Here is a 26,963-nt window from a genome sequence, read left to right as displayed (position 1 = left end):
ATGTTTCTGATTTGATCAGCGAGGACATCCTCGCCTACCTGGGCCAGCACGAACGTAAAGAGCTGCTGCGCTTTTTGACCTGCGGTAACGTCGATGACGGCAAGAGCACCCTGATCGGGCGCCTGCTGCACGACTCCAAGATGATCTACGAAGATCATCTGGAAGCCATTACCCGCGATTCGAAGAAAGTCGGCACCACCGGTGACGACATCGACCTGGCGTTGCTGGTCGACGGCCTGCAGGCCGAGCGTGAGCAGGGCATCACCATCGATGTCGCCTACCGCTATTTCTCCACCGCCAAACGCAAATTCATCATCGCCGACACCCCCGGCCATGAGCAGTACACCCGCAACATGGCCACCGGTGCCTCCACCTGTGACCTGGCGATCATCCTGGTCGATGCGCGTTACGGCGTACAGACCCAGACCCGTCGCCACAGCTTCATCGCCTCCTTGCTGGGTATCAAGCACATCGTTGTCGCCATCAACAAGATGGACCTGAAAGACTTCGATGAAGGCGTGTTCGAGTCGATCAAGGCCGACTACCTGAAGTTCGCCGAAGGCTTGAAGATGAAGCCGACCAGCATGCACTTCGTGCCGATGTCGGCGCTCAAGGGCGACAACGTGGTGAACAAGTCCGAGCGCTCGCCTTGGTACAAAGGGCAGTCGCTGATGGAGATTCTCGAGACCGTAGAAGTGGCGGGCGACCGCAACTTCACCGATCTGCGTTTCCCGGTGCAGTACGTCAACCGTCCGAACCTGAACTTCCGTGGTTTCGCCGGCACGCTGGCCAGCGGCATCGTGCACAAGGGCGACGAAGTCGTGGTTCTGCCATCCGGCAAGAGCAGCCGCGTCAAATCCATTGTCACCTTCGAAGGTGAGCTGGAGCAGGCCGGCCCGGGTCAAGCGGTGACGCTGACCATGGAAGACGAAATCGACATCTCCCGTGGCGACCTGCTGGTGCATGCCGACAACGTCCCACCGGTCACCGACAGCTTCGAAGCGATGCTGGTGTGGATGGCTGAAGAGCCGATGCTGCCGGGCAAGAAATACGACATCAAGCGCGCCACCAGTTACGTGCCGGGCTCGATTGCCAGCATCGTCAACAAGGTCGACGTGAACACCCTCGAAGAAGGCCCGGCGAGCGCGTTGCAGCTCAACGAAATCGGCAAGGTGAAGATCGCGCTCGACGCGCCGATCGCCCTCGACGGTTACGACAGCAACCGCACCACCGGCGCGTTCATCGTTATCGATCGTTTGACCAACGGCACCGTCGGCGCCGGCATGATCGTTGCGCAGCCGCTGTCTCACGGTACCGCGACGCATCACGGCAAACTGGCCCACGTTGCCACTCAGGAACGTGCCCAGCGCTTCGGCCAGCAGCCAGCTACCGTGCTGTTCAGCGGTCTGTCGGGCGCGGGCAAGAGCACGCTGGCCTACGCGGTCGAGCGCAAGCTGTTCGACATGGGCCGTGCGGTGTTTGTGCTCGATGGTCAGAATCTGCGTCACGACCTGAACAAGGGGCTGCCGCAGGATCGTGCCGGGCGTACCGAGAACTGGCGGCGTGCGGCGCATGTGGCGCGTCAGTTCAACGAGGCTGGTCTGTTGACCCTGGCGGCGTTTGTGGCGCCGAGTGCCGAAGGTCGTGAACAGGCCAAGGATCTGATCGGCAATGAGCGTCTGCTGACGATTTATGTGCAGGCTTCGCCGGCGGTGTGTGCCGAGCGTGATCCGCAGGGCTTGTATGCTGCGGGTGGCGATAATATTCCGGGTGAGTCGTTCCCGTATGATGTGCCGCTGAATGCCGATCTGGTGATCGATACGCAGTCGCTGTCGCTGGAAGAAAGCGTCAAGCAGGTGCTGGATCTGCTGCGTCAGCGTGGCGCGATCTAAGCGTTAGCCGGAAATGAAAGGCCCGCGGGTGAGTGATCATCGGCGGGTTTTTTGTTGGCTGCGACTTTTGCGCGAGCTCATTCCGCTGTGGGAGCTGGCTTGCCAGCGATGGCGCCCTTATAGGCGACCATGCTCTGTCTGGCTGAGTGAATATCCGTTTCTTCGGGTGCTGCGGCTGGCGGTTTCGCCCTTACGGCGACTCACTTTTTTTACAAACGCCTAAAAAAAGTAAGCAAAAAAACGCTTGCTCCTGCGTTCGGCCCGCTCGCTAAAGCTCGGGGTCCCTTCGCTGCGGGATTGATCCGGGGGCAGCGCCTACGGTTTGCTTCGCTGCACCTCCTCTCGCTGTGTTTGGCTTCGCCAAACGGTCGCTGCGCTCCCACCCCCGGATCAATCCCTCCACTCAGCCTTCCGACGTCGCCCGTGGATCAAGATCAAGAGCTTTCGGCGAGCTGACACTCGGCCATTCGAGTGGTGAAAAGCGTGCGCCTGGCTGTAGTTTTTCCTGTGGGAGCTGGCTTGCCAGCGATGGCGGCCTGACAGCCGACCAATCTCTACCTGGATACACCGGTTTCAAACTGTGGGAGCGAGCTTGCTCGCGAAGGCGGCCTGCGAACCGACCAATCTCCAACTGAACACACCCAATCCAACTGTAGGAGTGAGCCTGCTCGCGATAGCGGTATGTCATTCAACATTGGAGTGGCTGCTCCACCGCTATCGCGAGCAGGCTCACTCCTACAGGGGATTAGCGTTTGTCTGCGAATTCGCGGTGCATCTGTTCCAGCAGCGCATCCTTGTCCTGCCACAGCTGGTTGATCCAGCCCTGGAATTGCAGGCGATATTCGCCGTCCTGGTCGTAGTTCTTGCCAATGAACGCTGGCGGGATCTGCAGCTCTTCAAAGTGCACCACCACGTCGCGCACGTTGCCGCACAGCAGATCCCAGAAACCCGGACGCCCGCCCGGATAGTGGATGGTCACGTTGACGATCGACTCCAGTTGCTCACCCATCGCATCGAGCACGAAGGCGATGCCACCCGCCTTGGGTTTGAGCAGGTATTTGAACGGCGACTGCTGCTGCGCGTGCTTGCCTTCGGTGAAGCGTGTGCCTTCGACGAAGTTGAAAATCCCCACCGGATTGTTGCGGAACTTCGCGCAGGTCTTGCGCGTGGTTTCGAGGTCTTTGCCTTTCTTCTCCGGGTGCTTTTCCAGGTACGCCTTGGAGTAGCGCTTCATGAACGGGAAGCCCAGCGCCCACCAGGCCAGACCGATCACCGGGACCCAGATCAGCTCTTGCTTGAGGAAGAATTTCAGTGGCTGGATCCGCCGGTTGAGCACGTATTGCAGCACCAGAATGTCGACCCAGCTCTGGTGGTTGCTGGTGATCAGGTACGAGTGCTGGTAGTCCAGGCCTTGCAGGCCGCTGATGTGCCAGCGGGTGCGGCGCACCAGGTTCATCCAGGCTTTGTTGTTGCTGATCCAGGCTTCGTGGGTGTGGCTCATCAGCCACAGTGAGGCGCGGCGGGCGAGGTCGAACGGCAGCACTTTGATCAGCGCCACGCAGAACAGGAACGAGCACAGCAGAATCGTATTGAGCGCCAACAGTAGCGCGGCGATCACGCCGCGAATCGGGGCGGGCAGGGAGTCCAGCATTTACACATCCATAGGTCGGTTGGCGGCTTGAATCGCGGTCAGGGCGATGGTGTAGACGATGTCGTCGACCTGCGCGCCGCGCGGCAGATCGTTCACCGGTTTGCGCAGGCCTTGCAGCATCGGGCCGAGGCTGACGCAGTCGGCGCTGCGTTGCACGGCTTTGTGGGTGGTGTTGCCGGTGTTGAGGTCAGGGAATACGAACACCGTGGCGCGACCGGCCACCTGGCTGTTCGGCGCCAGTTGCCGGGCGACGTCTGCGTTGGCGGCGGCGTCGTATTGCAGCGGGCCGTCGATCAGCAGCGAATGCTGTTGCTCGTGGGCGAGCAGGGTGGCTTCGCGGACTTTTTCGACCTCTTCACCGCTGGCCGATTCGCCGCTGGAGTAGCTGATCATCGCCACGCGCGGGGTAATGCCGAATGCCGCTGCGGAATCGGCGCTTTGCAGGGCGATCTCCGCCAGTTCGGTGGCGCTCGGGTGCGGGTTCATCACGCAGTCGCCGTAGACCAGCACTTCTTCGGGGAACAGCATGAAAAACACCGACGACACCAGCGTGCAGCCCGGTGCGGTCTTGATCAGTTGCAGCGCCGGGCGGATGGTGTTGGCGGTGGTATTGATCACACCGGAGACCAGGCCATCGACTTCATCCAGCGCGAGCATCATGGTGCCGATCACCACGGTGTCTTCCAGTTGCTGTTCGGCCATCGGCGCGTTGAGGCTTTTGCTTTTGCGCAGGGCGACCATCGGCTCGATGTAGCGCTCGCGGATCAGGTCCGGATCGAGAATCTCCAGCCCCGGCGGCAACTCGATACCTTGCGCGCGGGCCACCGCTTCGACGTCCTCGGGTTTGGCCAGCAGCACGCAACGGGCGATGCCGCGTTCCTGGCAGATCGCCGCCGCTTGCACGGTGAGCGGCTCGCTGCCCTCGGGCAGGACGATGCGTTTGTTCGCCGACTGCGCGCGCTGGATCAGTTGATAACGGAATACCGCTGGCGACAGGCGCATTTCCCGCGGTGTGCCGCAGCGCTGGTGCAGCCACTTGGCGTCGAGATGGCTGGCGACGAAGTCAGTGATGATCTCCGCACGCTCGCGGTCATCGATGGGGATTTCCTTGTTCAGGCCATTGAGCAGATTAGCGGTGTCGTAGGAACCGGTGCTCACCGACAGCACCGGCAGACCGGCCTGCAACGCGCCACGGCACAGGTCCATGATGCGCGGATCGGGCAGGGTATCGCTGGTCAGCAACAGCCCGGCCAGCGGCACGCCGTTCAACGCCGCGAGGCTGACCGCAAGAATGATGTCGTCGCGGTCGCCCGGGGTCACCACCAGCACGCCGGGTTTGAGCAGCTCCACGGTGTTGCGCATGGTACGGGCGCAGATGATGATTTTGGTCATGCGCCGGGTTTCGTAATCGCCGGCGTTGAGCACCTGCGCGCCCATCAGGTCGGCGACGTCGCGGGTGCGCGGTGCGTTGAGTTCGGGCTGGAATGGAATGCAGCCGAGCAGGCGGAAATCACCGCTGCGCAACAGCGGCGAATGCTCCTTCAGACGTGTGGCGAAGGCCTCCATGCTCTCGTCGGTCTTGACCTTGTTGAGGATCACGCCGAGGACTTTCGGGTCTTTCGGGCCGCCGAACAATTGCGCCTGCAATTCGACGCGGCCGGAAAGTTCGGCGAGCACTTCGTTTTCCGGCGCCGAAACCAGTATCACCTCGGCATCCAGGCTTTTGGCCAGATGCAGGTTGACCCGCGCGGCGTAGCTGGCGCTGCGGGTCGGCACCATGCCTTCGACTACCAACACGTCTTTGCCGATGGCAGCTTGCTGATACAGGGCGATGATGTCTTCGAGCAGTTCATCGAGCTGGCCGTCGCCGAGCATCCGCTCCACGTGGGCCAGACCCAGTGGTTGCGGCGGTTTCAGGCCGTGGGTGCGCGCCACCAGTTCGGTGGAACGCTCAGGGCCGGTGTCGCCCGGATGCGGCTGGGCAATCGGTTTGAAGAAGCCGACTTTCAGTCCGGCCCGCTCCAGGGTGCGCACCAGCCCGAGGCTGATGGAGGTCAGACCCACACCAAAATCGGTGGGCGCGATAAAAAAAGTTTGCATGCGAATTCTCTAAAGTTGCATGGCAATGGTGGCGATCCATACGTGATCGCCTACCGCAATTCAGTCGCCAAGGTTATCGCTAACCGAGCCTTGTGCGCACCAACCGCAGGTAAAGGGTTGGCCTATTTTTTCAATACGTTGCGCCGGATCAAGGACCCACGCCCGCGATTGCCACGGCGGCTGATGACGCAGGTGCTGGGTGTGGCCACAGGAAAGCTCGACGACCCAATGACTGTCCTCGTCCTGATGGAAGCCGGTGATCGTCGAATCCCGTTTGTCCGGGTTGTGTTCGCTTTCGCGCGATTGCTTCGCTAAACTTGGCCTTTCTATATTCTTCTGCAAAAGGTCTCGCCCCATGCTGATCGCCGCCAATAAGGCTGTCTCCATCGACTATACCCTGACCAACGACGCTGGTGAGGTCATCGACAGCTCCGCCGGCGGCGCTCCGCTGGTCTACCTGCAAGGCGCAGGCAACATCATCCCGGGCCTGGAAAAAGCTCTGGAAGGCAAAGCTGTTGGTGACGAGCTGGAAGTTTCCGTTGAGCCGGAAGACGCTTACGGCGAATACGCTGCCGAACTGGTCAGCACCCTGAGCCGCAGCATGTTCGAAGGCGTTGACGAGCTGGAAGTCGGCATGCAGTTCCACGCTTCGGCGCCGGACGGCCAGATGCAGATCGTGACCATCCGTGACCTGGACGGCGACGACGTCACCGTCGACGGCAACCACCCACTGGCCGGTCAGCGCCTGAACTTCAAAGTGAAGGTCGTTGCTATCCGTGATGCCAGCCAGGAAGAAGTCGCTCATGGCCACGTCCATGGCGAAGGTGGCCATCACCACTGATTTTCTGCGCTAAGCTTCGAGTACTGGAGAGGCGCCTGCGGGCGCCTTTTTAGTCCGCGGCTGTCCTTGGCGCTCTCGCCAAGTGGCTGTTTCGAGTAGAACACGGGAATCTGGAGTCCGTCATGAGTGCTTTTCACGACCTTAAGTTGACAGCCCTGGATGGTCAGGAGCTACCGCTGGCGCCTTTCAAGGGCCAAGTCGTGCTGGTGGTCAACGTCGCCTCCAAATGCGGCTTGACCCCACAGTACGCGGCACTGGAAAACCTCTATCAGCAGTTCAAAGACAAAGGTTTCAGTGTGCTGGGCCTGCCGTGCAACCAGTTTGCCGGCCAGGAACCAGGCTCCGAGAAGGAAATTCAAGAGTTCTGCAGCCTCAACTACGGCGTGACGTTTCCGTTGTCGAGCAAGCTTGAAGTCAACGGCCATGAGCGCCATCAGCTGTACCGCTTGCTGGCGGGCGAGGGCGCGGAATTCCCCGGTGACATCACCTGGAATTTCGAGAAGTTTCTGCTCGGCAAGGACGGCCGGGTGCTGGCGCGATTCTCGCCACGTACGGCGCCGGATGATCCGACCATTGTCCACGCGATTGAAAAAGCGCTGGGCTGAAACACAAAAATCGCAGCCATCGAGCTGCGATTTTTTTTGCCTGACTTTTGACCCTTAATCATTCAGATCAATAGTGCTGTTCAAGGGCGCTGACTGTTCATATTATCGCCGTCATAAAGTCATTCCCTGTGGAGCCTTCCCATGCCGGTGCAAGCCCTGTTCAAACCGTTCCACCTCGGTGCCCTCGAACTGCCGACCCGCGTGGTCATGGCGCCGATGACCCGCTCGTTTTCCCCGGGTGGCGTACCCAATTCCAAAGTGATCGAGTACTACCGTCGCCGTGCTGCGGCCGGTGTCGGCCTGATCATCACCGAAGGCACCACGGTCGGTCACAAGGCTTCCAACGGTTACCCGAACGTGCCGCAGTTTTTCGGTGAAGCGCCACTGGCTGGCTGGAAAAAAGTCGTCGACGCGGTGCATGCCGAGGGCGGCAAGATTGTTCCGCAACTGTGGCATGTCGGCAGCGTGCGCCGCATCGGCACTGAACCGGACGCCAGCGTGCCGGCTTACGGTCCGACGGAAAAACTCAAGGACGGCCAGGTCGTGGTGCACGGCATGACCAAACAGGACATTCAGGACGTGATCGCCGCGTTCGCCCAGGCGGCCAAAGATGCCAAAAGCATCGGCATGGACGGCGTGGAAATTCACGGTGCCCACGGATACCTGATCGACCAGTTCTTCTGGGAAGGCAGCAACCAGCGCAGCGACGAATACGGCGGCAGCCTGGCCAACCGTTCGCGCTTTGCCATCGAATTGATTCAAGCGGTGCGGGCGGCGGTCGGTGAAGGTTTCCCGATCATCTTCCGTTTCTCGCAGTGGAAGCAGCAGGATTACACCGCGCGTCTGGTGCAGACCCCGGAAGTGCTGGGCGAATTCCTCAAGCCGCTGGCCGATGCCGGTGTGGACATTTTCCACTGCTCAACGCGACGTTTCTGGGAGCCTGAGTTCGACGGTTCCGAACTGAACCTGGCCGGCTGGACGCGCAAGCTGACCGGCAAACCGACCATCACTGTGGGCAGCGTCGGTCTGGACGGCGAGTTCCTGCAGTTCATGGTCAACACCGACAAGGTCGCGCAACCGGCGAGCCTGGAGAAACTGCTGGAGCGTCTGAACAACGACGAGTTCGATCTGGTGGCAGTGGGCCGTGCGCTGCTGGTGGATCCGGACTGGGCGCTGAAAGTGCGCGAAGGGCGTGAGCAGGACATTCTGCCGTTTAGCCGTGAGGCGTTGATGACGCTGGTTTAAGCGGCGCTCTCACTGACGCTATCGCTGGCAAGCCAGCTCCCACAGGTTTTGCGGGTGTTCACAAAAAATGTGTTCACCGCAGCCCCTTGTGGGAGCTGGCTTGCCAGCGATAGCGGCTTCAAAGTCAGCCAGGATTCAGGGCAATGTCTGCGCATTCGGCACCACCTGCTCCCGCACACACGCCCCACGCAAATGCTTTTCAAACTGCTCGATGATCGCCGCCCAGCCTTGGCGACTGGCATGCTGGCGCGCATTCAGACGCACGCAGCGCAAGCGCTCGTCTTCTTCCAGCAGCCAAGCCGCCGCATCGCAAAACGCTTCCTCATCCCCCGGCATCGCCAACACGCCGTTGTAGCCATGGCGAATGTGCTGCGCCGCCGCAGCCTGATCGTAAGCCACCACCCCCAGCCCTGAAGCCAGTGCTTCAAGCACTACGTTGCCAAAGGTTTCGGTCATACTCGGGAACAGAAAAATATCGCCGGACGCATAATGCGCCGCCAGCGCTTCACCGCGTTGTGAACCACAGAAAGTCGCCTCGGGCAGCTCCTTTTCCAGCGCCACACGTTGCGGCCCGTCGCCGACCACGATCAGCTTCAGCCTGCGCTGTGGATAAGTGCGGCACAGGGTGTCGAAGCAGCGCTTGAGCAGACCGAGGTTCTTTTCCGGGGCCAGACGTCCTACATGAATCACCGCGATGTCCTGCTCACTCAGGCCCCATTGCTCACGTAGTCCGTTCAACCGCTTGGCCGGATGAAACAACTGGCTGTCCACGCCTCGGGAGAGCAGGGCGAGACGGTCGAAATGCCGACGCTCCAGTTCCAGGCGCTGACTGACGCTCGGTACCAGGGTCATCGCCGAGCGGTTGTGAAACCAGCGCAGATAATGGGTCAGCAAGCGCGTCAGCAAACTCAGCCCATATTGATTGGTGTATTGCTGGAAATTGGTGTGAAAACCGCTGACCACCGAAATCCCCAGGCGTCGCGCTGCACGCAACGCCGACAAGCCGAGCGGGCCTTCGGTGGCGATGTACAAAACGTCCGGGCGGTGACGCTTCCAGCGCCGTAGCAGTTTGTGCATCGACGATTGGCCCCATTGCAGACCGGGATAGCCCGGCAACGGCCAGCCCCGGCACAACAGCAAGGCATCGTCCTCGACACGCTGCGGATCCCCCGCCTGGCGCGGTCGCACCAGTTCCACCTGATGCCCACGCGCGCGCAAGCCATCGCACAAGCGACCAAGGGTATTGGCCACCCCGTTGATTTCCGGTGGGAAGGTTTCGCTGATCAGGGTGATATGCAGAGCTGTCGTCATGACCTCAGTGTCGGCTGAGGCCATGTCGCGCTTGTGACGTTCGGATGATGGATTTGTGACTGGCTGTTTGGGAGTGGCCTAGCGCTGCGTGACGAGGTTCTCCGCCCCGCGCTCACGTACCCAGAACAAGGTCGCGCCCGCTACGGCGGCCGGCATCATCAGAATGTTCACCACCGGAATCAGCAGCGCCAGATAGACGATGCCGCCAAAACTCATGCTCTGCCAGCGCTTCTGGCGCAGCCAGGCGAGCATCTCGTTCCAGCCCAGTTTGTGGTTGTCTGCCGGGTAGTCGATGTACTGGATCGCCATCATCCACACGCCGAACAGCAGCCACAGCGGCGCGGCGACGATGTTCACCACCGGGATGAACGAGAGGATGAACAGGCCGATCGCGCGGGGCAGAAAATAGCCGAGTTTGCGCATTTCCCGGGCGAGGGTGCGCGGGATCATCGCGATCAGTTCGCCCCAGCTGAAGGCCGGGAAATCATCGGTGCCGCGTACCACCACTTCGACTTTTTCCGCGAGGAAGCCGTTGAACGGTGCGGCGATGACGTTGGCGAGCATGGTGAAGGTGAAAAACACCATCAACGCCACCAGCATCACGAACAGCGGCCAGAGGACGTAGCTGAGGAAACTCAGCCAGTCGGGCAGCGACGGCATCAGGCTGTCGACCCACAGGCTGAACTGATGGCCGGCCAGATAGATCAATCCGACGAACAGCACCAGGTTGATCGCCAGTGGCAGCAACACGAACAGGCGCAGGCCCGGGCTGAGAACCAGTTTGAGGCCTTCGCGCAGGTATTGCGGGCCGGACAGAACAGGGGCGGGCATAAGGTGCTCCGAGCAAGGGAAAACGCGCCGACCTTACCGACTTTGCAACCGGTGCGAAAGCGCGGCAGAGCCATCGACATTCACTGTAACAAAGACGTCGATCTGGTCGGAGTCTGCGTATAGAGACCACCTATGAGCTGGATTGTTAATCCGTATTTCCTTAATCTTGCCCCCCTCGATACGCTGCACCCAACTTTTTACAGGACTGTCGAGCTCATGCCTTCCCCAAGGTTATCCACAGTCCTTTTTTATTCCCGCCGGCAGTCCGGCGTTCCGCGCCAGTGTTTCGGCCCGGTCAACAGGAGCAGGTCATGTCTGAAGTCCGTCATTCGCGAGTGATTATTCTCGGTTCCGGCCCTGCCGGTTACAGCGCTGCGGTCTACGCCGCCCGTGCCAACCTCAAGCCACTGCTGATCACCGGCATGCAGGCCGGCGGTCAACTGACCACCACCACCGAAGTCGACAACTGGCCAGGCGACGTACACGGCCTGACCGGCCCGGCGCTGATGGAGCGGATGCGCGAGCACGCCGAGCGTTTTGAAACCGAGATCGTTTTCGATCACATCAACGCTGTGGACTTCGCCGCCAAGCCGTACACCTTGACCGGCGACAGTGCGACTTACACCTGCGACGCGCTGATCATCGCCACCGGTGCCAGCGCTCGCTACCTGGGCCTGCCGTCGGAAGAAGCGTTCATGGGCAAAGGCGTTTCCGCCTGCGCGACCTGCGACGGTTTCTTCTACCGCAACAAGCCAGTGGCTGTGGTCGGCGGCGGCAACACCGCGGTTGAAGAAGCACTGTACCTGGCCAACATCGCCAGCACCGTGACCCTGATCCACCGTCGCGAAACCTTCCGCGCCGAGAAGATCCTGATCGACAAGCTCAACGCCCGCGTGGCCGAAGGCAAGATCATCCTCAAGTTGAACGCCAACCTCGATGAGGTGCTGGGCGACAACATGGGCGTGACCGGTGCGCGCCTGAAGAACAACGATGGCAGCTTCGACGAAATCAAGGTCGACGGCGTGTTCATCGCCATCGGCCACACCCCGAACACGTCGCTGTTCGAAGGCCAGTTGACCCTCAAAGACGGTTACCTGGTGGTGCAGGGCGGCCGTGACGGCAACGCCACTGCGACCAGCGTCGAAGGCATCTTCGCTGCCGGTGACGTGGCTGACCACGTTTACCGTCAGGCCATCACCTCGGCCGGCGCCGGCTGCATGGCGGCACTGGACACCGAGCGTTACCTGGACGGTTTGCAGAACGCTTCGTTCTAAGACCGCAGGCATAAAAAAAACCGGCTTCGGCCGGTTTTTTTATGTGAGTCAAAAGATCGCAGCCTGCGGCAGCTCCTACAGGGATCGGTGTAGGAGCTGCCGGAGGCTGCGATCTTTTGATCTTGAATCAGCGGCGGGTCAGCGGCTTTGCTTCGAACTTCACACCGGCCAGCCCGTGCTTGATCAGCGCGCGGATATTGCCGTGGTCGCTGCCTTCAGGCGTCGCCAGCACCGAGCGGTAATGCTCGCCGAATGCCAGCAGCGCTTCTTCATCGCTCAAGCCTTCCAGCAGCGCCAGACCCAGGGTCTTGCACGAACCTTCGTTCTGCCCGGCGGCGTTTTCCACGCCACCGTTGTTGAACGCCTGAGGCTGGTAGTCGTAACCGGCGGCGATGAAAGCCAGGGTGTCGGCAAAAACGTGTTCGCCGCTCTTGAGGCTGGCGCGCAGGGTGTTCAGATCACTCATTGGGTTTTCCTTTGGCGAACGCCGCCTGTTGTTCGGCGCTGGCTTCTTGCTGGTATTGGGCTTTCCATTCGGCATAAGGCATGCCGTAAACCACTTCACGGGCGTCGTCGAGGCTGACCTCGATCTGCTTCTCGTCGGCGGCAGCCTTGTACCACTTGGACAGGCAGTTGCGGCAGAACCCGGCGAGGTTCATCAGGTCGATGTTCTGCACGTCCTTGCGGCTGTCCAGATGGGCAACCAGTCGGCGGAAGGCGGCGGCTTCGAGTTCGAGGCGTTGTTGCTCGGTCATGATGGGCTCTGTGCAGTCTATTCGTGGCGCGGATGATAAAAGTCTGGCGCGCGATGCGCCAGACATGCTCAGCGGCTGGCGGCGAGGGTGATCGACACCGATTCGGCAAACCGCAGCGCATGCGGCTTGTCGACTTCGACTTCGGCGTACAGCACCGCGGCATGGGTCATCACCAGATCCAGCAATTCCTGGGTCAGGCGTTCGAGCAGCGCAAAACGGTTGCCTTCCACGTGGGCGATGATCGCCTTGGTGATGGTGCGGTAGTTCAGCGCGTGATCGATGTCGTTGTCGCGCACAGCTTCCTGCGCCGCGTACAGGATTGTGAGATTGATCAGCACATCCTGCTTGTTGAGGATCTCGTCCTCGTTGATCCCGATAAAGGTGCGCAGGCGCAGATCCTTGACCCGGATGCGCGCCATTCCCGGTTGAAGTTGTGACATTTACTTACTCCGTCCAATCAATTGCAGGAACTCCTGGCGGGTGTTGCTCGAGTCGCGAAAGGCGCCGAGCATGACCGAGGTGTTCATGGTCGAATTCTGTTTCTCGACACCGCGCATCATCATGCACATGTGCCGGGCTTCGATGACCACCGCGACGCCGGCGGCATCGGTGACCTGTTGCACCGCATCGGCAATCTGCCGGGTGAGGTTTTCCTGAATCTGCAGGCGCCGGGCGAACATGTCCACCAACCGCGCGATCTTCGACAGCCCCAGCACCTTGCCTGTCGGAATATAAGCCACATGGGCCTTGCCGATGAAGGGCAGCAGGTGATGTTCGCACAATGAGTAGAGCTCGATGTCGGCGACGATGATCATCTCGTCGCTGTCGGAGGCGAACAACGCGCCGTTGACGATCTCATCCACGCTCTGTTCGTAGCCGTGACACAGGTATTGCATGGCCTTGGCCGCGCGTGCCGGGGTGTCGAGCAGGCCTTCGCGGTCGGGGTCTTCGCCGAGGCCGATGAGGATCTCGCGGTAATTCTCGGGCAGGGAACGGGTCATGGGATAGCCTCGCGCAGCAGCTTATTTGACGTGCCGTCCGCCGTTGACGGTCAGGGTCGTGCCGGTGACATAGGGGTTGTCGAGCAGATAGCGCAGGCTCTGGTAGATCACTTCGCTGCCGGGTTCGATGCCCAGTGCGGATTTGGCCAGCGCCTTGGCGCGGTACGCCGCGTCGTCGTCGGGATTGAACAATAGCAGGGCCGGCGCGATGCCGTTGACCTTGATTGCCGGCGCATAGCGTGCGGCGAACGACAGGGTCAGGCTGTCGAGCCCGGCCTTGCTGGCGCAATAACCGATGTGCTTGCTGCTGCCCTTGCGGGTGACGTCGTCGCTGATGTGGATGATGTCTGCAGGGGCCGAGCGCTTGAGCAGGTCGGCGCAGTGCAGGTTGATCAGGTATGGCGCCAGCATGTGCACGTTGAGCATGCGCGAGAAGGCTTCGGCTTCACTGCCCGGGGTTTCCGCCAGCCATTCGGAGGCGTTGTGCACAATGGCGCGCAGGCTGTCGGTATGGCTTTTCAGGTCTTCGATGAAGACGAGGATGGCGGCTTCGCTGGAGAAGTCCGCAAACACCCCGATCGCGCCCAGATCCCGCAGCGCTTGCACGCCGGGACGTTCGCTGCGGTAGGTGAAGATGACCCGATGGCCGTCCTCAAGCAAACGCTGCGCGCAGTGCAGACCGACACGCTGGCCGGCACCGGTGATGAGGATCGGGGCGGAGGAATTGGTCATGTACGGCTCGCGTCGCGGTCAGAGTAAAAACTATAACAGCGACGCTGCCGAAAAGATCGCAGCCTTCGGCAGCTCCTGCAGGGGCGCATTCATCTGTAGGAGCTGACGAGTGCAACGAGGCTGCGATCTTTAGCGATTCTGCGTAGAGGGTGTTGCAGGCAAAGGTCGCGCCGGCACAGCGTTCAACCAGTTGGCCAGCAACCGCGTCGACAGCGGAATGAAGAAGTACACCATCAGCGGCGTCAGGCATGCGGTGCTGATCAACACCCGCGGCAGCAGGCTCATCTCGCCGAGCAGCGGGCCGAGGACAAAGTTGAACAGCAGCGATACCGGGAAGAACGCCAGCCAGATCGCCACGGCCTGTTTCCAGCGCGGAGGCCGCTGACCAGCCGCGGCGAACCAGCCTTCGATGCCGCTGACCCGATGCTCTTTGGGGTGCGCAAACAGATCGCTGCCCCGGGCCAACCAAGCGGTACGCGAGGCCGAGTGTTCCCAAGCGTGCAGGGTCTGCTCGTCAACGAAGCGGAAAATGATCTGGAACTCGTTGTCACCGGGTGGCGGAGCGAGCACGCCGGAACCCAGGTAACCGGGAAAGTCTGTGGCCAGTTGTTCGCCTTCGCGCAGCCAGGCAATCAGGTCATGATAGCGGCCGTCGGCGACGCGACGCGCAACCATCAGCGTGACGGGGGAAGTAGACATTGTGTATCTCCATATTTCGATTGCGTCGCTCCGGGTAGGAGATTTCGCATGGCGCAGGCCGGGGTAGGGGCCTGCACTTTTCAGCAAGCAAGGATTATTCCCGATTTTGATGACAGTTTCAGAGACTTTCGTCTCTGTTCATTGGGTTGAACCGATAGAGGGCATCGGATGTAGAATGGGATCCAAATTTACCGAGCGGACACACCAGCACCATGGCTGTTATCACGGACGCTAACCCTGCCCCGCAGGCCTCTGTCGCGCTAGAGCGCGAGGAGTTGTTCCCTATTCGGGAGGTGTCGCGGCTGACCGGCGTCAACCCGGTTACGCTGCGTGCATGGGAGCGCCGCTACGGTTTGATCCAGCCGACGCGCACCGAAAGCGGGCACCGGTTGTATTCGATGACCGAAATCGAGCGTGTGCGCAGCATCGTCGACTGGATCGATCGCGGCGTGGCCGTGAGCAAGGTCGGCAAGATCCTCGCCAAGACCGAGCCATTGAAGGCCCTGGCGCATATCATCCCCGATGATCTGGTTCAGACCGATTACGCGCAGTGGCAGCAGCAGGTGCAAGTTGCAGTCAGTGCGTTCGATGACCGCGCGCTGGATCAGGTCTACAACCAGATTTTCTCTTCATACTCGCTGCCGGTGGTGTTTCAGGACATCCTCATGCCGTTGTGGCTGCAGATGTTGCAGCGCCAGGACGCCTTCGGTCAGACCAGCGAGTGGCTGTTTTTCGACGGGTTCCTGCGGGCTCGGGTGCTGCAGCGCATTGTTGCGCTGCGCGGCACGCAACCGCGCAAGGTGATTGTCAGTGCGCTCGCCGGTCAGTGTCGTGAACTCGAGCTACTGGTCGCCGCGTTGTTTCTCAGCGGCAATGACGCCGGGGTGCGGGTGCTGACCACCGGTCAGCCATTCGATGAGTTGGCGCTGGTGTGCGAGCGGATCAAGCCGCAGGCGCTGGTGCTGTTTTCCAACCACGCCCCGACAGCCGATTTGCCGCGACGGTTGAATCGTCTGGCATTGAGTCTGGATTGTCAGGTCATGCTCGCCGGTGATACTGCTGATCTGGCACAGGACAACCTGGCCGGATCGTCGATCGGTTGTCTGGGCAATGAAGCGGCGACGATGCGTCAGCGCATGACGCAGTTTCTCGCGGGGACGCTGGATACCTGAATATCAGGTGTGCAGGGCGGGGTGGGTCAGACGGTGTTGCTGCAGAATGAACTGGCGCAGGCGTTCGGTTTCATCGGCATCGGTCTGGCTCAGCTCGTAGGCGTAGAAGCCGTGCTCGGTTTCGCGCTCGAAATTGCCGCGCAGGGAAATCCGCTCATAACCTGACGGGCTGAACCACAGGGCGAAATGCTTGGGTGGTTTGGTCTTGTTGCGCATCTCCAGCAGCACGCCTTTGTGCGACACCTCGTGCACCCACATCATGCCCGGCTGGCCCTTGGCATTTTCCAGCGCTACCGGCTCTTCGAGGGTCAGGCGCCATGGGCGAACCATCGGCCCGTCTTCGTAAATGCTCGGTACGCCCAGACGCAGGTGCAAGGCGTGGAATTCGTCTTCCACCAGGTGCAGCGGAAAGGTCATCTGCTGATTTTCGAAGTTGGCCTGGATGGTCACTTGCTCTTGAGCCGCGAGGCGCGTGAGCAAGTCGCGGATCTGCGAACCACCATTGACCAGCAGGCTCGACGTCGCATCCCGCACATTGAGCTGCGGGTTGTGCTGCATGGTCTGGATGAAATCCAGCTCATCCTGGGTCAGGAGGGCGTCGCGTTGCATGGCCTGGCTCGAAAGAAATAGTTACAAAGTCATTGGTGATTGTAGTTAATGACACTTAGTTCGCTGTTTTGTTTGCGCCGTTCGTCGCTTTCAACGCTGCAAGCTCCGCTTGTAATGCCGCAACCTCGGCCTCCAGCTGAGTGACGCGCTGCTGTGCCTTGACCTGAACGGTGACATCCTTCTGCACACCGACGAAGTAGGTCTGACCGTCATCGGCATTTTTTACCGTCGAAAGCGACAGTTCGTTCCAGAACGGTGTGCCGTCCTTGCGGTAGTTGCGCAGGATCTCCCGGCACGAACCACCCTCGCGCAACACTCCGCGAATACGCTCCAGACTTGCTTGATCACGGTCTCCGGCCTGCAGAAAGCGGCAGTCCTGATAGAGAATCTCTTCGCTGCTGTAACCGGTCAGGCGTTCGAAGGCCGGGTTCACATAGATCAGGATGTTGTCCTGCTCACCTTCTTTCTCAGCCACCACGATTCCGTCGTTCGACGCGTTGATCACCATTTGCAGCAGACTGGCATTGATCATCTGTGAATCCTTTCAGCATTGTCGATGGCTCGCATTCTAGAAGATCAGCCGGCGCTGTCTATAGGCCATCAGCGTCTGTTGAGAGCCAGTCGCAACATCTCTGTCGGGACTGCTACTATCGCCGCTCTTTTTTTCAGCTTCAGGATCAGATTGATGAAAGTCGCCATCCTCTCCGGCTCGGTTTACGGCACGGCCGAAGAAGTCGCCCGTCACGCGCAGAACCTGCTGAAAGGCGCCGGTTTTGAAACCTTTTACAACTCGCGCGCCAGCCTGGCGGACATTCAGGCGTTTGGCCCTGAAGCGATTCTCGCGGTGACCTCGACCACCGGCATGGGCGAATTGCCGGATAACCTGCAGCCGCTGTATTTCAGCCTTCGCGATCAACTGCCAATGGCCTGGCGCGGTTTGCCGGGCGCGGTGATCGGTTTGGGCGATGCCAGTTACGGCGATACGTTCTGTGGCGGCGGCGAACTGATGCGTGAGTTGTTCGCCGAGCTGGGCGTGCGCGAAGTGCAGGAGATGCTGCGTCTGGACGCCAGCGAAAGCGTGACTCCGGAAACCGACGCCGAGCCATGGCTGGCGCAACTGATCGCCACGCTCAAGGGCTGATCGCGCGCTCGCGCAGCAAGGCCAGCCAGGCCTGCGCAGCTTTCGACAGATAGGCACCCCGGCGCCAGATGAACGCGATGTCCCAACGCAAGTAATCCGGCGCGCGCAGGGTCAGGCGCACCACGCCCGGGCGCTCCAGTGCCCGGGCGACCACACTGGGCAGCAGCACCACGCCTTGCCCGGCGGCCACCAGTGCCACGAGAAAATCCGCCTGGCCACTGCGCCCGCCTTCTTTCGGGGTAAAGCCCAGTTGCTGGCAGGCCTGCAGTAGACGGTCATTGAGCACAAAGCTGCGCTGGTACAGCAGGAACGGCGTGTCGGCCAATTCCTCAAGACCAATCTCGCCGAGTGCTGCCAACGGATGATCCACCGGCAGCAGCGCATCGAGCTTTTCATCGCAGAAAGGCTGGAAGTCGAACTGCGGATCTTTCGGCAGCAGGCTCCCGCCCAACTCCAGTTCGCCGCTGAGCACCGCCTGCTCGATATTGCGGCTGCCGCCCTCAAGCAATTGAATGCTGATGTTCGGATAGCGCCGCCGATACTCGGCAAACAGCCCGGCGAACAGTGCATCGCTGCCCAGCAGCGGCAGGCCGAGGCGCAGTTCACCGCGAGCCAGTTGGCTCAAATCATCCAGTTCGCTGAGCAACTCATTGCGCAAACGCAACATGCCTTCGGCCCGTTGCAGCACTACGCTGCCGGCGGCGGTCAGGCGCAGTTGCGAGCCGAGTCGTTCGAGCAATGGCGTGCCGAGGCTCTGCTCCAGTTGCGCGACTTGCTTGCTCACCGCCGACTGGCTGATGTGCAGGGTTTTCGCCGCTTGGGTGAAGCCGCCCTGATGCATGACTTCGACAAAACTGCGCAGCTGTTTGAATTCCATGTTCCGATTCCATTGTGGAATAGGACTGAGTCTAACAATTCGCTTCTGGGATGGCAGGCCGCTTCGTAAAATAAGCCACTGTAAGGAGCCCAACATGAACGCCGCACCCCTCAAATATCTTTCCCGTCTATTCGCAGAACTGGCCGTGCTGCTCGGTCTCTACCTGCTCGGCTGCCAGATCGCCGCGTGGCTGGCCTGGCCGATTCCCGGCGGCGTCATCGGCATGGCTTTGTTGCTGCTGGCGTTCGCGTTTGGCTGGGTCAAACCGGCGGCGCTGCAACTGGGTGCCGGGTTGCTGATGGCCGAGATGCTGTTGTTCTTTATTCCGGCACTGATGAGCCTGCTCGACTACGGCGCACTGCTGCGCAATGACGGCTGGCGGATTCTGCTGGTGATCGGCGCCAGCACACTGATGGTGATGCTGGTGACCGCATTCACCGTCGAGTTGGCCGTGCGCCTGAGGCGGTCCCATGAAGCTTGAATGGATGCCGATGTTCTGGCTCGCTTTCACGCTGCTGGCGTATCTGTTCAGTCGCTGGATCTATCGGCGCACCGGACGTTATCTGCTGTCGCCGCTGATTCTGGTGCCGGCGCTGCTGCTGGCCCTCGCGGTGCCACTGCACACCGCCTACGCCGAATATTCCAGCAACACCCACTGGTTGATGCTGGTACTCGGGCCGGTGACGGTCGCCTTCGCGGTGCCGATCTGGCAGCAGCGGCGATTGCTTATGCAGCATTGGTCAGCGTTGTTGCTGGGCATGTTCGCCGGCAGCGCGGCATCGATCGCTACGTCGTTCGGCCTGGCCAGAGCGCTGGCGCTCGACAGCTCAGTGACCATGTCACTGGTGCCGCGTTCGATCACTACGCCATTCGCCATGCCGCTGGCGCAGGATCTGGGCGGCGTGCCGGAACTGACCGCGGTGTTCGTGATGTTCACCGGCGTGTTCGGCGCGATGCTCGGTGGCGTGTTGCTCAAGTGGCTGCCGTTGCGCAGTGCCCTGGCGCGCGGTGCGTTGTTCGGGGTTGGCGCGCACGGCGCAGGCGTCAGTCGGGCGCATGAAGTGGGCGGTGAAGAAGGCTCGGTGGCGGGGCTGGTGATGGTGCTGACCGGGCTGCTCAATCTGTTCGCCGCGCCTTTGTTGGCGTCGTTGCTTTGACATGGATCCAAGGTGTTTGCATGGCTGACCCGCTCAGTCATCAAGCTGGCTGGCAATGCAACTCCGCGATCCTCTGCGCCTGACTAGACTGCTGACACGTGCAAAACAATAAGAACGCAGAGGTGCATACAGTGAGCGTAGCCCCCGTCCAGTCGTCCCTTGATGTCAAAGACCAGGTCAGTGCCGCGGAATGGCAGACTCGGGTCGATCTTGCCGCCTGCTATCGACTGGTGGCGTTGCATGGCTGGGACGACCTGATCTTCACCCACATCTCGGCCAAGGTCCCCGGCACCGAAGACTTCCTGATCAACCCGTTCGGGTTGATGTTCCATGAGATCACCGCGTCGAGCCTGGTCAAAGTCGATCAGGCCGGCAACAAGCTGATGGACAGTCCCTACGAAATCAATCCCGCCGGCTACACCATTCACAGCGCCGTGCATGAAGTGCGGCACGATGTGGTCTGCGTGCTGCACACTCACACCGCATCCGGGGTGGCCGTTTCGGCGCAAAAACAGGGTGTGTTGCCGATCAGCCAGCAATCGCTGTTCGTGCTGTCGAGCCTGGCTTATCACGCCTATGAAGGCGTGGCGCTGAATCATGAAGAGAAGGCCCGTTTGCAGGCCGATCTGGGCGAGAACAATTTCCTGATGCTGCACAACCACGGTCTGCTGACCTGTGGCAGCACCATCGCCGACACCTTTCTGATGATGTTCACCTTCCAGCGCGCCTGCGATATTCAGGTCATGGCGCAAACCGGCGGTGCTGAACTGATCGCCATCGAACCGCAGATACTCGCGGGCGCCAAAGCGATGATCGCCGGCGTGACCAAAAGTGCTCAAGGCATGGGCGGCGCGCTGGCCTGGCCGGCGCTGCTGCGCAAACTCGATAAACAAGACCCCGGATATAAACTCTGATGCCTCTTGCCGAGATTCCTCTGTGTGTCTGGCGCAAACGCAGCCGGACGTTTGTCTTCCGCGGCCAGTCGATCTGCTACTGGACGGCGGGGCAGGGTGAGCCGCTGCTGCTGATCCACGGTTTTCCGACGGCCAGTTGGGATTGGCACTATCTGTGGCAACCACTGGCCCAGCGTTATCGAGTGATTGCCTGCGACATGCTCGGTTTCGGGGATTCGGCCAAACCGTTGCATCACCGCTACAGCCTGCTGGAACAGGCCGACCTGCAACAGGCGCTGCTGGCGCATCTTCAGATCGAACAACCGGTGCATGTGCTGGCTCACGATTACGGTGACAGCGTTGCCCAGGAACTGCTCGCCCGGCATTACGAAAACCGGATCGAGGTGGCCAGTTGTGTCTTTCTCAATGGCGGACTGTTCCCGGAAACCCACCGCCCGGTGCTGATGCAAAAGCTGTTGCTCAGCCCGCTGGGCTGGATGATCGGGCGGGCGTTCAGCCGTGACGCGTTGGTGAAAAGTTTCCGGCAGATCTTTGGTCCGCAGACCGGCCCCAGCGAAAGTGAGCTGGATGATTTCTGGAGTCTGATCGAGACCCATCGCGGCCCACGCATCCTGCACAAACTGATCAGCTACATCCCCGAGCGCCGTGTGCAGCGCGACCGTTGGGTGGCGGCCATGCAGCGTGATGAAATCCCGCTGCGGGTGATCGACGGCGAAGTCGACCCGATCTCCGGTGCGCACATGGTCGAGCGTTATCGTGAGCTGATTGCTGGTGCCGACACCGTGTTGTTGCCGGGCATCGGTCATTACCCACAAATTGAAGCGCCGGTGCAGGTGCTCAAGCATTACCTGGCGTTTCGTCAGCGTCTGGAGTTGCCGCCGCGCAAGGTGGCGTGCTCCTGAAAGATCAAAAGATCGCAGCCTGCGGCAGCTCCTACAGAAGGTCAAAAGATCGCAGCCTGCGGCAGCTCCTGCACAAATTAATGTAGGAGCTGCCGAAGGCTGCGATCTTTTGATCTTTTGATTTTGCTGTTCATCATCCCCCAGCCTTATCGCCCACCATTCAGCCCCAGCCCTGTTCGTTGTGAGCGAAAGCCCCGTGCCTGACACTCGGGATTACTGTCCCTCAGGCCTGCTGGAGTTCCTGCGATGAATGAGTCCGTACGTTTCGAAGATAAAGTTGTGATCGTCACCGGCGCCGGTGGTGGCCTGGGGCGGGCGCACGCGTTGTTGTTCGCCCGGCACGGCGCCAAAGTGCTGGTCAACGACCTCGGCGGCTCGACCCAGGGTGAAGGTGCCAACGCCTCCGCCGCCGACCGTGTGGTGGCGGAGATTCGCGAAGCCGGCGGCATTGCCGAGGCCAACCATGACTCGGTCACCGACGGCGACAAACTGGTGCAGAATACCCTCGACGCCTTTGGCCGTGTCGACGTGGTGGTGAACAACGCCGGGATCCTGCGCGACAAGACCTTCCACAAAATGGACGACGCCGACTGGGATCTGGTCTATCGCGTCCACGTGGAGGGCGCCTACAAAGTCACCCGCGCCGCCTGGCCGCACATGCGCGAGCAAAATTACGGCCGGGTGATCTTCACGGCATCGACCTCGGGCATCTACGGCAACTTCGGCCAGTCCAACTACGGCATGGCCAAACTCGGCCTCTACGGCCTGACCCGTACCCTGGCCATCGAAGGTCGCAAGAACAATATTCTGGTCAATGCCATCGCGCCTACCGGCGGCACGCGCATGACCGAAGGCCTGATCCCGCCGCAAGTGTTCGAACAGCTCAAACCGGAACTGGTCAGCCCGCTGGTGGTGTACCTGGCCAGTGAACAGTGCCAGGAAACGTCCGGCCTGTTTGAAGTCGGTGGCGGCTGGATGGGCAAGGTGCGCTGGGAACGCAGTCTCGGCGCCGGGTTCGATCCACGCAGCGGTTTCTCCCCGGAAGATGTCGCGGCGCACTGGCAGCAGATATGCGATTTCGAAGGCGCGGCGCATCCGAAGGACAACATTGAAGCGCTGAAGGAAATGATGGCGAATTTGCAAAAGTATTCGCTGTGACGTGTGTCATGCCCGGCTAATGAGCAACCCGATCGGCAAAACCTTCGCCCATAAAAAAGGCCGCTGCAAACGCAGCGGCCAAGGTAAGACGTTGGATCAAGGAGCTACAAATCAACGTCAGTGAACACCTGGGCGATCAATCGAAGCATCGACTCATCTGAAATCGGTCAGCGCTGGCGTGAGTTACTCAGCAGCCAAAGCTGGGTGCTTTACGGCGTGTGCCGTGAAAGCCCGCTCAGAATAAGCACTTGAGCCCAATGGAAAAATAGCGATTCCGGACATGCACTGTTACGGGGCGTGCAACAGTCTTGTTCGTGCCAGCGCACTGCTTGGACTTTGCAGAGCATTCACAGTCTGAAATGTATCGCTTCTCTGTCTATTCTGGATGGCTGCGTTAGTTTCTTTGTATGGATCTTGTTGCGCAGTATTTGTTTGTAATCTTGTCACTTTTTATAAGTGGCTTCTTTGTTTTGATTAATGTTTTGCAATCTATATTTGTTGAAATGAACTGGTGCTTCTTGTTTTTCAAAAATGAAACTATCTTTCGCTTTCGCAGTGATACGGGGTTCCGTTCATTGAACTTGAAAGATAGGACTTGAATATGGATAAGTTATACAAAAGCCTGATGCGAGGTTCTGAAGGTGCGGAAGTAACCTGGAGGGCCGAGTGGGTAAAGGCTGCCGCCGCGCAGGATGATTTGTTCGCTATTGTTGAGGCGATCCCGACAGTTCGGCAGATTGCTCGGCAGGCATTGCAGCAAGAACTGCAGCAACGGCGGAAGAATATCGATATCGATAATGTGTACATAAATGTCACCGATCAGTCATATGAGATAGAACGCCGTCCTTCGGGGAAACTGTCTGACGTATTGTTTCATTGTCTTGATAATAATGTGCTGCCGAACTATCTGGATGGCGGCGGGGACGGTGTTTTTCATCTGCCGGAGACCGTTGGCGAACAGATGAGAGTCAAGGGCTTCAGTATTTTCGAGGCTGAGGAAGCTATTACTTATACGCTGCGAAATCTGGAAAGCAGTCTGCGTTCGGAGATGGGCAAGTATTGGGCAGCACCCGTAAAAGTCGCAGCGACTGAAAACACCGGCCTGACAAATAAACAGGCTTTTCAGCAGGCATATAACGTTGTACTGACAGCAGAGCTTTCTTTAAAAGCCATGGCGGGATTCCTGGATCATGGCATGGCGAAGCGCTATTGCTACTTGTTGAACCTGGAAAACGGCGCCGGTGCATATAACGTTGTGGTGAGTCCTGAACCCGACTATCGCACTTCGCTCGGGCCCGGGTTTGTGCTCGATAATGCGATGCGGGCGGATCCGGAAATGAAATTGCTCAATGAGCCCACCGGTTATGTCCTTCACACACCAGGCAATGGTTTTGAATACTTCGCCATGAACCTCGACTTGCCCGCGACGTTGCTGGCGCGTGTATCGGCGTCCGGGAGCAAAATCGCTTTCCCCAAAGCCAGGCAGAGTGTGTCTGCGTATTGTGTCGATGTTTACTTGAAGGGGCAGCTCGATACGCTTGCAAGTCTGATGCGCGATCGCAAGGGCCAGACTCAAGCGTTCAGCCGGGTATTGCAGGACAATCAGGTGTTGTCGAAGATGCGTGCTGACATCGGTCGTCGATTCGATCAAGTGCAGGCAGAACTCAAGCGTACCGAATGGCCACTCTGGCTGAAGAGCGGTGGAAACGCTCTTCAGCAGCGGTACGTCGAACTTGAGCACTCAATGGAGAAATATCACTCTGCCTACCAGGTGGTTTTCGACAGGTGTTTCTCGTTTAAAGATTATGTCTTGCGTTGTTTTTCCGAATGGGCGATGAGCGCGTTGGGTGAGCAACTGGAAGCCGAGACGATAAAGGTGCGCAGCGTCCACAAGATGCAACTGGGCGGCCGCACCCTCGAGCAGGTTGACAGTCGGACCCTGACGGAATTCATCATCTTCGGTCTGCATGACGAGGGATATAAAGCCGAAATCAGCATCACCGGGCTGCCGCCCGGCAGCAAGCTGTCCGCTGCAGCGCTTGAGCGATGGTTGACCAACATCAACGTGCGCTCGCAATTCGTATTCAGGCTTCCCGTTGATCCATCGCCTGAGTTTGCAAAGGCGTATCGTGATCACTTGCACAGCAACATGGAATTCGCGCTTTTCGTTGCGCGTCATTCGGAGGTCTTCAGTGAAACTGAAGCGAAGGTCATTGAAAGGGCGTTGGCAGGTGACCCGTCGGTGTCCATCCGTGGATTGCAACTGAGCCTGCAGATTCCAGGGCCAACCTTGAAAGGTGTGATGATTTTTCAGGCACGGGAGACTCGGAACCATCTTGTTTATCTGAAAACACCTGCAGGCCAGTCTGTTTTCATGACGTTTGCGGACGCATTCGCTCTGAACAAGTGGTTTGAATCGGCCATGACCGCTGATCGCCAATACGCGGCGTCATTGATTCATCCGGACTATTTGCACGATGCCGGATCGTTGCGCGGTGCCAGCCGTCACTCAACCCATTATCTGTACAAACTGGATACCCGATACCCGGACCTTTTCCCCAATGGCACAGCGCCGTTGCTCAATAACGTCACTGTCGCTTATCAGTCTGAACTGGCGTTACACAAGACCATTGCGCCTGCGCCTTACCGCTACCTCGAGATTGAGCCGCGCAAACGTTACGCTCGATTGAATACCGAGCTGAAAGCACTCTCCACCGTAGAGACAAGGGACAATGCGTTCCCTTCTTTTGAACGCTTTACCCGCGATGCGGTGAAGCAGAACCTTGAAAATCTGCTGCGTTCGCGAGGACGAAGTGTCGAGATCGATCCGGATCAGATTATTGTCCAGACTGACGATTTTCAGAAAAGCGTAACGGATCTGCTCATCGAAGGGCTGTCGTTTGAAGCTGCCAATCCGGCGTATCCAGGCAAGTATGACCCGAGGTGTTTTTTGACGGGCGGCCATCCCGCAGTCGACCAGCTGGATATTCGCGATCTGTCCTCGTTATCGAAAACATTCCGTCCTGGCGACAGGTATACGAAAATGTTGAATACCGACTATCTGGACCGGGAGCATCCTGACTACGCCTTCAAGCGCGCCGTTCACGCGAAAAAAGTTCGCTGTCAGATGCATTACGATCTGCTCTCCAACTACATCGGTGGCAGGTTTGGGTCTGAAATTTTTTTAGGGCTGCAACGGGTTGTCGGCAGTTTGAAAGAGGATGTCTATCACTACCCGATCGCAGGTAGTTCTGCAGAAGGTGATGAAGGTCTTTACGAATTCAATATCGGGAAAATAGGCTTGACCAAGGAGGGGGATCGTACGGTTGCGGGTGTCTATATCCTGCGGATGAACATTCTTGGCCAGTTCAACGACTGGTTATATACGCCCGATGCGCCGGATGGCGTTGCCTACCGACCTATCAACGATTTCATTCCCTCCATTCGGTTCCGCTATGGACCGATGCGCGATTATTATTTTGACCGGGTTGCGATCGTCGATCAAAAAGTAATCAATGACTATTTTGACGATCTTGTCGCAACCGTGAATACCCGGCCTCCGGTCAAGACGCAAGAACGCGCCAAATTGAACAACCTCTTCACGTTCCATGATCGGAGAGTGCGTCGCGCATTGAGCGATATCGACGAGCGAACCACCAGCTTGAAGGAGGTTATCGCCGGACTGATTTACGATGGCCTGATCAAGGCGACGAGTGTCATCAGTCTCGCCGTGCCGCCAATCGGCACTCTGCTCGTCGCGGTGCAGATGATGAAAAGTGTTTACGACGGATCTCAGGCGCAACAGCGAGGTGACTACTCCGCGGCCCTGGGATACGGCGCAGACGCGCTGATCGGACTGTTTACGCTTGGCCAGGCGGCCACAGCTGGTGCGAGCGCAGAAGTGATCAAGCAGGTGACCAACGTACAAAGATCGTTTCTGGATCTGGTCGATGACGCACGGTCGGCAGCACAATTCGTCGCCGAGGCGGCGGGTCATAAAGCTGCAGACCAACAGTTGATCGATTTCATCACTGAGTTGATGAAGGATCGGGTAACGGGCATCAGCCAGACCATCGTGCGCTGATCGCCAGGTTGG

27 protein-coding genes are annotated in these 26,963 nt (G+C 59.4%); 13 read left to right on the top strand and 14 right to left on the bottom strand.

The window, feature by feature from the left end; translation table 11 throughout:
• On the top strand, nt 1-1,892 hold a 1,892-nt coding region (cysN, locus tag ACIP8I_RS11720; RefSeq protein WP_400761157.1), incomplete at its 5' end, for a sulfate adenylyltransferase subunit CysN.
• 745 nt (nt 1,893-2,637) lie between these two features.
• On the opposite strand, the gene ACIP8I_RS11715 is transcribed toward cysN, so the two are convergent.
• From ACIP8I_RS11715 to ACIP8I_RS11705, 3 genes are read right to left on the bottom strand one after another with little or no spacing between them, the layout of a single operon-like run.
• A complete protein-coding gene (locus ACIP8I_RS11715; RefSeq protein WP_400761155.1) occupies nt 2,638-3,543 on the bottom strand; it encodes an acyltransferase in 906 nt (301 codons plus the stop codon).
• Complete coding sequence (gene pta / locus ACIP8I_RS11710; protein WP_400761152.1) at nt 3,544-5,643, bottom strand: phosphate acetyltransferase; 2,100 nt, start codon at nt 5,641-5,643, stop codon at nt 3,544-3,546.
• Nucleotides 5,644-5,703: 60 nt separating this feature from the next.
• A complete protein-coding gene (locus ACIP8I_RS11705; RefSeq protein ID WP_400761150.1) occupies nt 5,704-6,030 on the bottom strand; it encodes a DUF3565 domain-containing protein in 327 nt (108 codons plus the stop codon).
• Between ACIP8I_RS11705 and ACIP8I_RS11700 the strand changes: the two genes are divergently transcribed.
• The 3 genes from ACIP8I_RS11700 (at nt 5,999) to ACIP8I_RS11690 (ending at nt 8,334) form a co-directional block, all read left to right on the top strand.
• A complete protein-coding gene (locus ACIP8I_RS11700; RefSeq protein ID WP_007968032.1) occupies nt 5,999-6,484 on the top strand; it encodes a peptidylprolyl isomerase in 486 nt (161 codons plus the stop codon). The two genes, ACIP8I_RS11705 and ACIP8I_RS11700, sit on opposite strands and share 32 nt — an antisense overlap.
• Nucleotides 6,485-6,606: 122 nt before the next feature.
• Complete coding sequence (locus tag ACIP8I_RS11695; RefSeq protein WP_123587239.1) at nt 6,607-7,089, top strand: glutathione peroxidase; 483 nt, start codon at nt 6,607-6,609, stop codon at nt 7,087-7,089.
• 141 nt (nt 7,090-7,230) lie between these two features.
• On the top strand, nt 7,231-8,334 hold the full coding sequence (locus ACIP8I_RS11690; RefSeq protein ID WP_367083138.1) for an NADH:flavin oxidoreductase: 1,104 nt from the start codon (nt 7,231-7,233) through the stop codon (nt 8,332-8,334).
• A gap of 135 nt (nt 8,335-8,469) precedes the next feature.
• On the opposite strand, the gene ACIP8I_RS11685 is transcribed toward ACIP8I_RS11690, so the two are convergent.
• A complete protein-coding gene (locus ACIP8I_RS11685) occupies nt 8,470-9,669 on the bottom strand; it encodes a glycosyltransferase family 4 protein (RefSeq protein ID WP_400761146.1) in 1,200 nt (399 codons plus the stop codon).
• Nucleotides 9,670-9,723: 54 nt separating this feature from the next.
• The gene (cysZ, locus tag ACIP8I_RS11680) at nt 9,724-10,476 is read right to left on the bottom strand and encodes a sulfate transporter CysZ (protein WP_400761144.1); all 753 of its coding nucleotides are present in this window, start codon (nt 10,474-10,476) and stop codon (nt 9,724-9,726) included.
• A gap of 311 nt (nt 10,477-10,787) precedes the next feature.
• On the opposite strand from cysZ, the gene trxB reads away from it, so the two are divergent.
• Nucleotides 10,788-11,750 (top strand): thioredoxin-disulfide reductase, encoded by a 963-nt coding sequence (gene trxB, locus ACIP8I_RS11675; protein WP_003221727.1) that lies wholly within the window; start codon nt 10,788-10,790, stop codon nt 11,748-11,750.
• A gap of 127 nt (nt 11,751-11,877) precedes the next feature.
• Here trxB and ACIP8I_RS11670 read toward each other — a convergent pair whose 3' ends face one another.
• From ACIP8I_RS11670 to ACIP8I_RS11645, 6 genes are all read right to left on the bottom strand, one after another.
• The gene (locus ACIP8I_RS11670) at nt 11,878-12,216 is read right to left on the bottom strand and encodes a HopJ type III effector protein (protein WP_400761143.1); all 339 of its coding nucleotides are present in this window, start codon (nt 12,214-12,216) and stop codon (nt 11,878-11,880) included.
• Nucleotides 12,209-12,505, bottom strand: coding sequence for a DUF1244 domain-containing protein (locus ACIP8I_RS11665; RefSeq protein WP_115986687.1), 297 nt, complete (start codon nt 12,503-12,505; stop codon nt 12,209-12,211). The genes ACIP8I_RS11670 and ACIP8I_RS11665 overlap by 8 nt, the downstream gene beginning before the upstream one ends.
• A 68-nt stretch (nt 12,506-12,573) precedes the next feature.
• Nucleotides 12,574-12,945, bottom strand: coding sequence for a dihydroneopterin triphosphate 2'-epimerase (gene folX / locus ACIP8I_RS11660; RefSeq protein WP_007968040.1), 372 nt, complete (start codon nt 12,943-12,945; stop codon nt 12,574-12,576).
• Nucleotides 12,946-13,506: a GTP cyclohydrolase I FolE gene (folE, locus tag ACIP8I_RS11655; RefSeq protein WP_400761140.1), complete on the bottom strand. Its 561-nt coding sequence runs from the start codon at nt 13,504-13,506 to the stop codon at nt 12,946-12,948.
• A gap of 21 nt (nt 13,507-13,527) precedes the next feature.
• A complete protein-coding gene (gene folM, locus ACIP8I_RS11650) occupies nt 13,528-14,238 on the bottom strand; it encodes a dihydromonapterin reductase (RefSeq protein WP_400761139.1) in 711 nt (236 codons plus the stop codon).
• 129 nt (nt 14,239-14,367) lie between these two features.
• Nucleotides 14,368-14,937, bottom strand: a complete 570-nt coding sequence (locus tag ACIP8I_RS11645) for an antibiotic biosynthesis monooxygenase (protein WP_367083143.1) — start codon at nt 14,935-14,937, stop codon at nt 14,368-14,370.
• A 212-nt stretch (nt 14,938-15,149) separates the two neighbouring features.
• On the opposite strand from ACIP8I_RS11645, the gene ACIP8I_RS11640 reads away from it, so the two are divergent.
• Nucleotides 15,150-16,109 carry a MerR family transcriptional regulator gene (locus ACIP8I_RS11640; protein ID WP_400761137.1) on the top strand — a complete coding sequence of 320 codons (960 nt, stop codon included), beginning with the start codon at nt 15,150-15,152 and terminating at the stop codon, nt 16,107-16,109.
• Between the two features lie 3 nt (nt 16,110-16,112).
• Here ACIP8I_RS11640 and ACIP8I_RS11635 read toward each other — a convergent pair whose 3' ends face one another.
• Nucleotides 16,113-16,718: a hypothetical protein gene (locus tag ACIP8I_RS11635; RefSeq protein ID WP_007968048.1), complete on the bottom strand. Its 606-nt coding sequence runs from the start codon at nt 16,716-16,718 to the stop codon at nt 16,113-16,115.
• A 55-nt stretch (nt 16,719-16,773) separates the two neighbouring features.
• The gene (locus tag ACIP8I_RS11630) at nt 16,774-17,250 is read right to left on the bottom strand and encodes a PAS domain-containing protein (protein ID WP_400761134.1); all 477 of its coding nucleotides are present in this window, start codon (nt 17,248-17,250) and stop codon (nt 16,774-16,776) included.
• 153 nt (nt 17,251-17,403) lie between these two features.
• Between ACIP8I_RS11630 and ACIP8I_RS11625 the strand changes: the two genes are divergently transcribed.
• Entirely contained in the window at nt 17,404-17,859 is a 456-nt protein-coding gene (locus ACIP8I_RS11625; protein WP_007968053.1) for a flavodoxin, read from the top strand.
• Here ACIP8I_RS11625 and ACIP8I_RS11620 read toward each other — a convergent pair.
• Entirely contained in the window at nt 17,849-18,736 is an 888-nt protein-coding gene (locus ACIP8I_RS11620) for a LysR family transcriptional regulator (RefSeq protein ID WP_400761131.1), read from the bottom strand. The genes ACIP8I_RS11625 and ACIP8I_RS11620 overlap by 11 nt on opposite strands.
• A 94-nt stretch (nt 18,737-18,830) precedes the next feature.
• On the opposite strand from ACIP8I_RS11620, the gene ACIP8I_RS11615 reads away from it, so the two are divergent.
• The 6 genes from ACIP8I_RS11615 (at nt 18,831) to ACIP8I_RS11590 (ending at nt 26,951) form a co-directional block, all read left to right on the top strand.
• Complete coding sequence (locus tag ACIP8I_RS11615) at nt 18,831-19,217, top strand: CidA/LrgA family protein (RefSeq protein WP_400761129.1); 387 nt, start codon at nt 18,831-18,833, stop codon at nt 19,215-19,217.
• Nucleotides 19,207-19,893, top strand: coding sequence for an LrgB family protein (locus ACIP8I_RS11610; RefSeq protein ID WP_007968060.1), 687 nt, complete (start codon nt 19,207-19,209; stop codon nt 19,891-19,893). Before ACIP8I_RS11615 ends, ACIP8I_RS11610 begins: the two co-directional genes overlap by 11 nt.
• Before the next feature lie 131 nt (nt 19,894-20,024).
• Entirely contained in the window at nt 20,025-20,807 is a 783-nt protein-coding gene (locus ACIP8I_RS11605; RefSeq protein ID WP_007968062.1) for a class II aldolase/adducin family protein, read from the top strand.
• Nucleotides 20,807-21,709, top strand: a complete 903-nt coding sequence (locus ACIP8I_RS11600; protein WP_400761126.1) for an alpha/beta fold hydrolase — start codon at nt 20,807-20,809, stop codon at nt 21,707-21,709. Before ACIP8I_RS11605 ends, ACIP8I_RS11600 begins: the two co-directional genes overlap by 1 nt.
• 246 nt (nt 21,710-21,955) lie before the next feature.
• Nucleotides 21,956-22,867 carry an SDR family oxidoreductase gene (locus tag ACIP8I_RS11595; protein ID WP_400761123.1) on the top strand — a complete coding sequence of 304 codons (912 nt, stop codon included), beginning with the start codon at nt 21,956-21,958 and terminating at the stop codon, nt 22,865-22,867.
• A gap of 601 nt (nt 22,868-23,468) precedes the next feature.
• On the top strand, nt 23,469-26,951 hold the full coding sequence (locus ACIP8I_RS11590; protein WP_400761120.1) for a dermonecrotic toxin domain-containing protein: 3,483 nt from the start codon (nt 23,469-23,471) through the stop codon (nt 26,949-26,951).
• The last annotated feature ends 12 nt before the right edge of the window (nt 26,952-26,963 follow it).

This window comes from Pseudomonas sp. NPDC088414, assembly GCF_044753325.1.
Taxonomy (GTDB): Bacteria; Pseudomonadota; Gammaproteobacteria; order Pseudomonadales; family Pseudomonadaceae; genus Aquipseudomonas.
The sequence above is the reverse complement of the archived record's forward strand: the minus strand, read 5'-3'. Positions and strand labels throughout refer to the sequence as shown.

Coding starts and splice junctions, on each gene's coding strand:
- ACIP8I_RS11595 (WP_400761123.1), top strand. CDS start 21,956: ATGAATGAGTCCGTACGTTTCGAAGATAAAGTTGTGATCGTCACCGGC.
- ACIP8I_RS11625 (WP_007968053.1), top strand. CDS start 17,404: ATGAAAGTCGCCATCCTCTCCGGCTCGGTTTACGGCACGGCCGAAGAA.
- ACIP8I_RS11700 (WP_007968032.1), top strand. CDS start 5,999: ATGCTGATCGCCGCCAATAAGGCTGTCTCCATCGACTATACCCTGACC.
- ACIP8I_RS11705 (WP_400761150.1), bottom strand. CDS start 6,030: ATGGAGACAGCCTTATTGGCGGCGATCAGCATGGGGCGAGACCTTTTG.
- ACIP8I_RS11690 (WP_367083138.1), top strand. CDS start 7,231: ATGCCGGTGCAAGCCCTGTTCAAACCGTTCCACCTCGGTGCCCTCGAA.
- pta (WP_400761152.1), bottom strand. CDS start 5,643: ATGCAAACTTTTTTTATCGCGCCCACCGATTTTGGTGTGGGTCTGACC.
- ACIP8I_RS11715 (WP_400761155.1), bottom strand. CDS start 3,543: ATGCTGGACTCCCTGCCCGCCCCGATTCGCGGCGTGATCGCCGCGCTA.
- ACIP8I_RS11610 (WP_007968060.1), top strand. CDS start 19,207: ATGAAGCTTGAATGGATGCCGATGTTCTGGCTCGCTTTCACGCTGCTG.
- ACIP8I_RS11635 (WP_007968048.1), bottom strand. CDS start 16,718: ATGCAACGCGACGCCCTCCTGACCCAGGATGAGCTGGATTTCATCCAG.
- folX (WP_007968040.1), bottom strand. CDS start 12,945: ATGTCACAACTTCAACCGGGAATGGCGCGCATCCGGGTCAAGGATCTG.
- ACIP8I_RS11590 (WP_400761120.1), top strand. CDS start 23,469: ATGGATAAGTTATACAAAAGCCTGATGCGAGGTTCTGAAGGTGCGGAA.
- ACIP8I_RS11640 (WP_400761137.1), top strand. CDS start 15,150: ATGGCTGTTATCACGGACGCTAACCCTGCCCCGCAGGCCTCTGTCGCG.
- ACIP8I_RS11630 (WP_400761134.1), bottom strand. CDS start 17,250: ATGATCAATGCCAGTCTGCTGCAAATGGTGATCAACGCGTCGAACGAC.
- ACIP8I_RS11670 (WP_400761143.1), bottom strand. CDS start 12,216: ATGAGTGATCTGAACACCCTGCGCGCCAGCCTCAAGAGCGGCGAACAC.
- ACIP8I_RS11620 (WP_400761131.1), bottom strand. CDS start 18,736: ATGGAATTCAAACAGCTGCGCAGTTTTGTCGAAGTCATGCATCAGGGC.
- cysZ (WP_400761144.1), bottom strand. CDS start 10,476: ATGCCCGCCCCTGTTCTGTCCGGCCCGCAATACCTGCGCGAAGGCCTC.
- ACIP8I_RS11685 (WP_400761146.1), bottom strand. CDS start 9,669: ATGGCCTCAGCCGACACTGAGGTCATGACGACAGCTCTGCATATCACC.
- folE (WP_400761140.1), bottom strand. CDS start 13,506: ATGACCCGTTCCCTGCCCGAGAATTACCGCGAGATCCTCATCGGCCTC.
- ACIP8I_RS11615 (WP_400761129.1), top strand. CDS start 18,831: ATGAACGCCGCACCCCTCAAATATCTTTCCCGTCTATTCGCAGAACTG.
- ACIP8I_RS11695 (WP_123587239.1), top strand. CDS start 6,607: ATGAGTGCTTTTCACGACCTTAAGTTGACAGCCCTGGATGGTCAGGAG.
- trxB (WP_003221727.1), top strand. CDS start 10,788: ATGTCTGAAGTCCGTCATTCGCGAGTGATTATTCTCGGTTCCGGCCCT.
- ACIP8I_RS11600 (WP_400761126.1), top strand. CDS start 20,807: ATGCCTCTTGCCGAGATTCCTCTGTGTGTCTGGCGCAAACGCAGCCGG.
- ACIP8I_RS11645 (WP_367083143.1), bottom strand. CDS start 14,937: ATGTCTACTTCCCCCGTCACGCTGATGGTTGCGCGTCGCGTCGCCGAC.
- ACIP8I_RS11665 (WP_115986687.1), bottom strand. CDS start 12,505: ATGACCGAGCAACAACGCCTCGAACTCGAAGCCGCCGCCTTCCGCCGA.
- folM (WP_400761139.1), bottom strand. CDS start 14,238: ATGACCAATTCCTCCGCCCCGATCCTCATCACCGGTGCCGGCCAGCGT.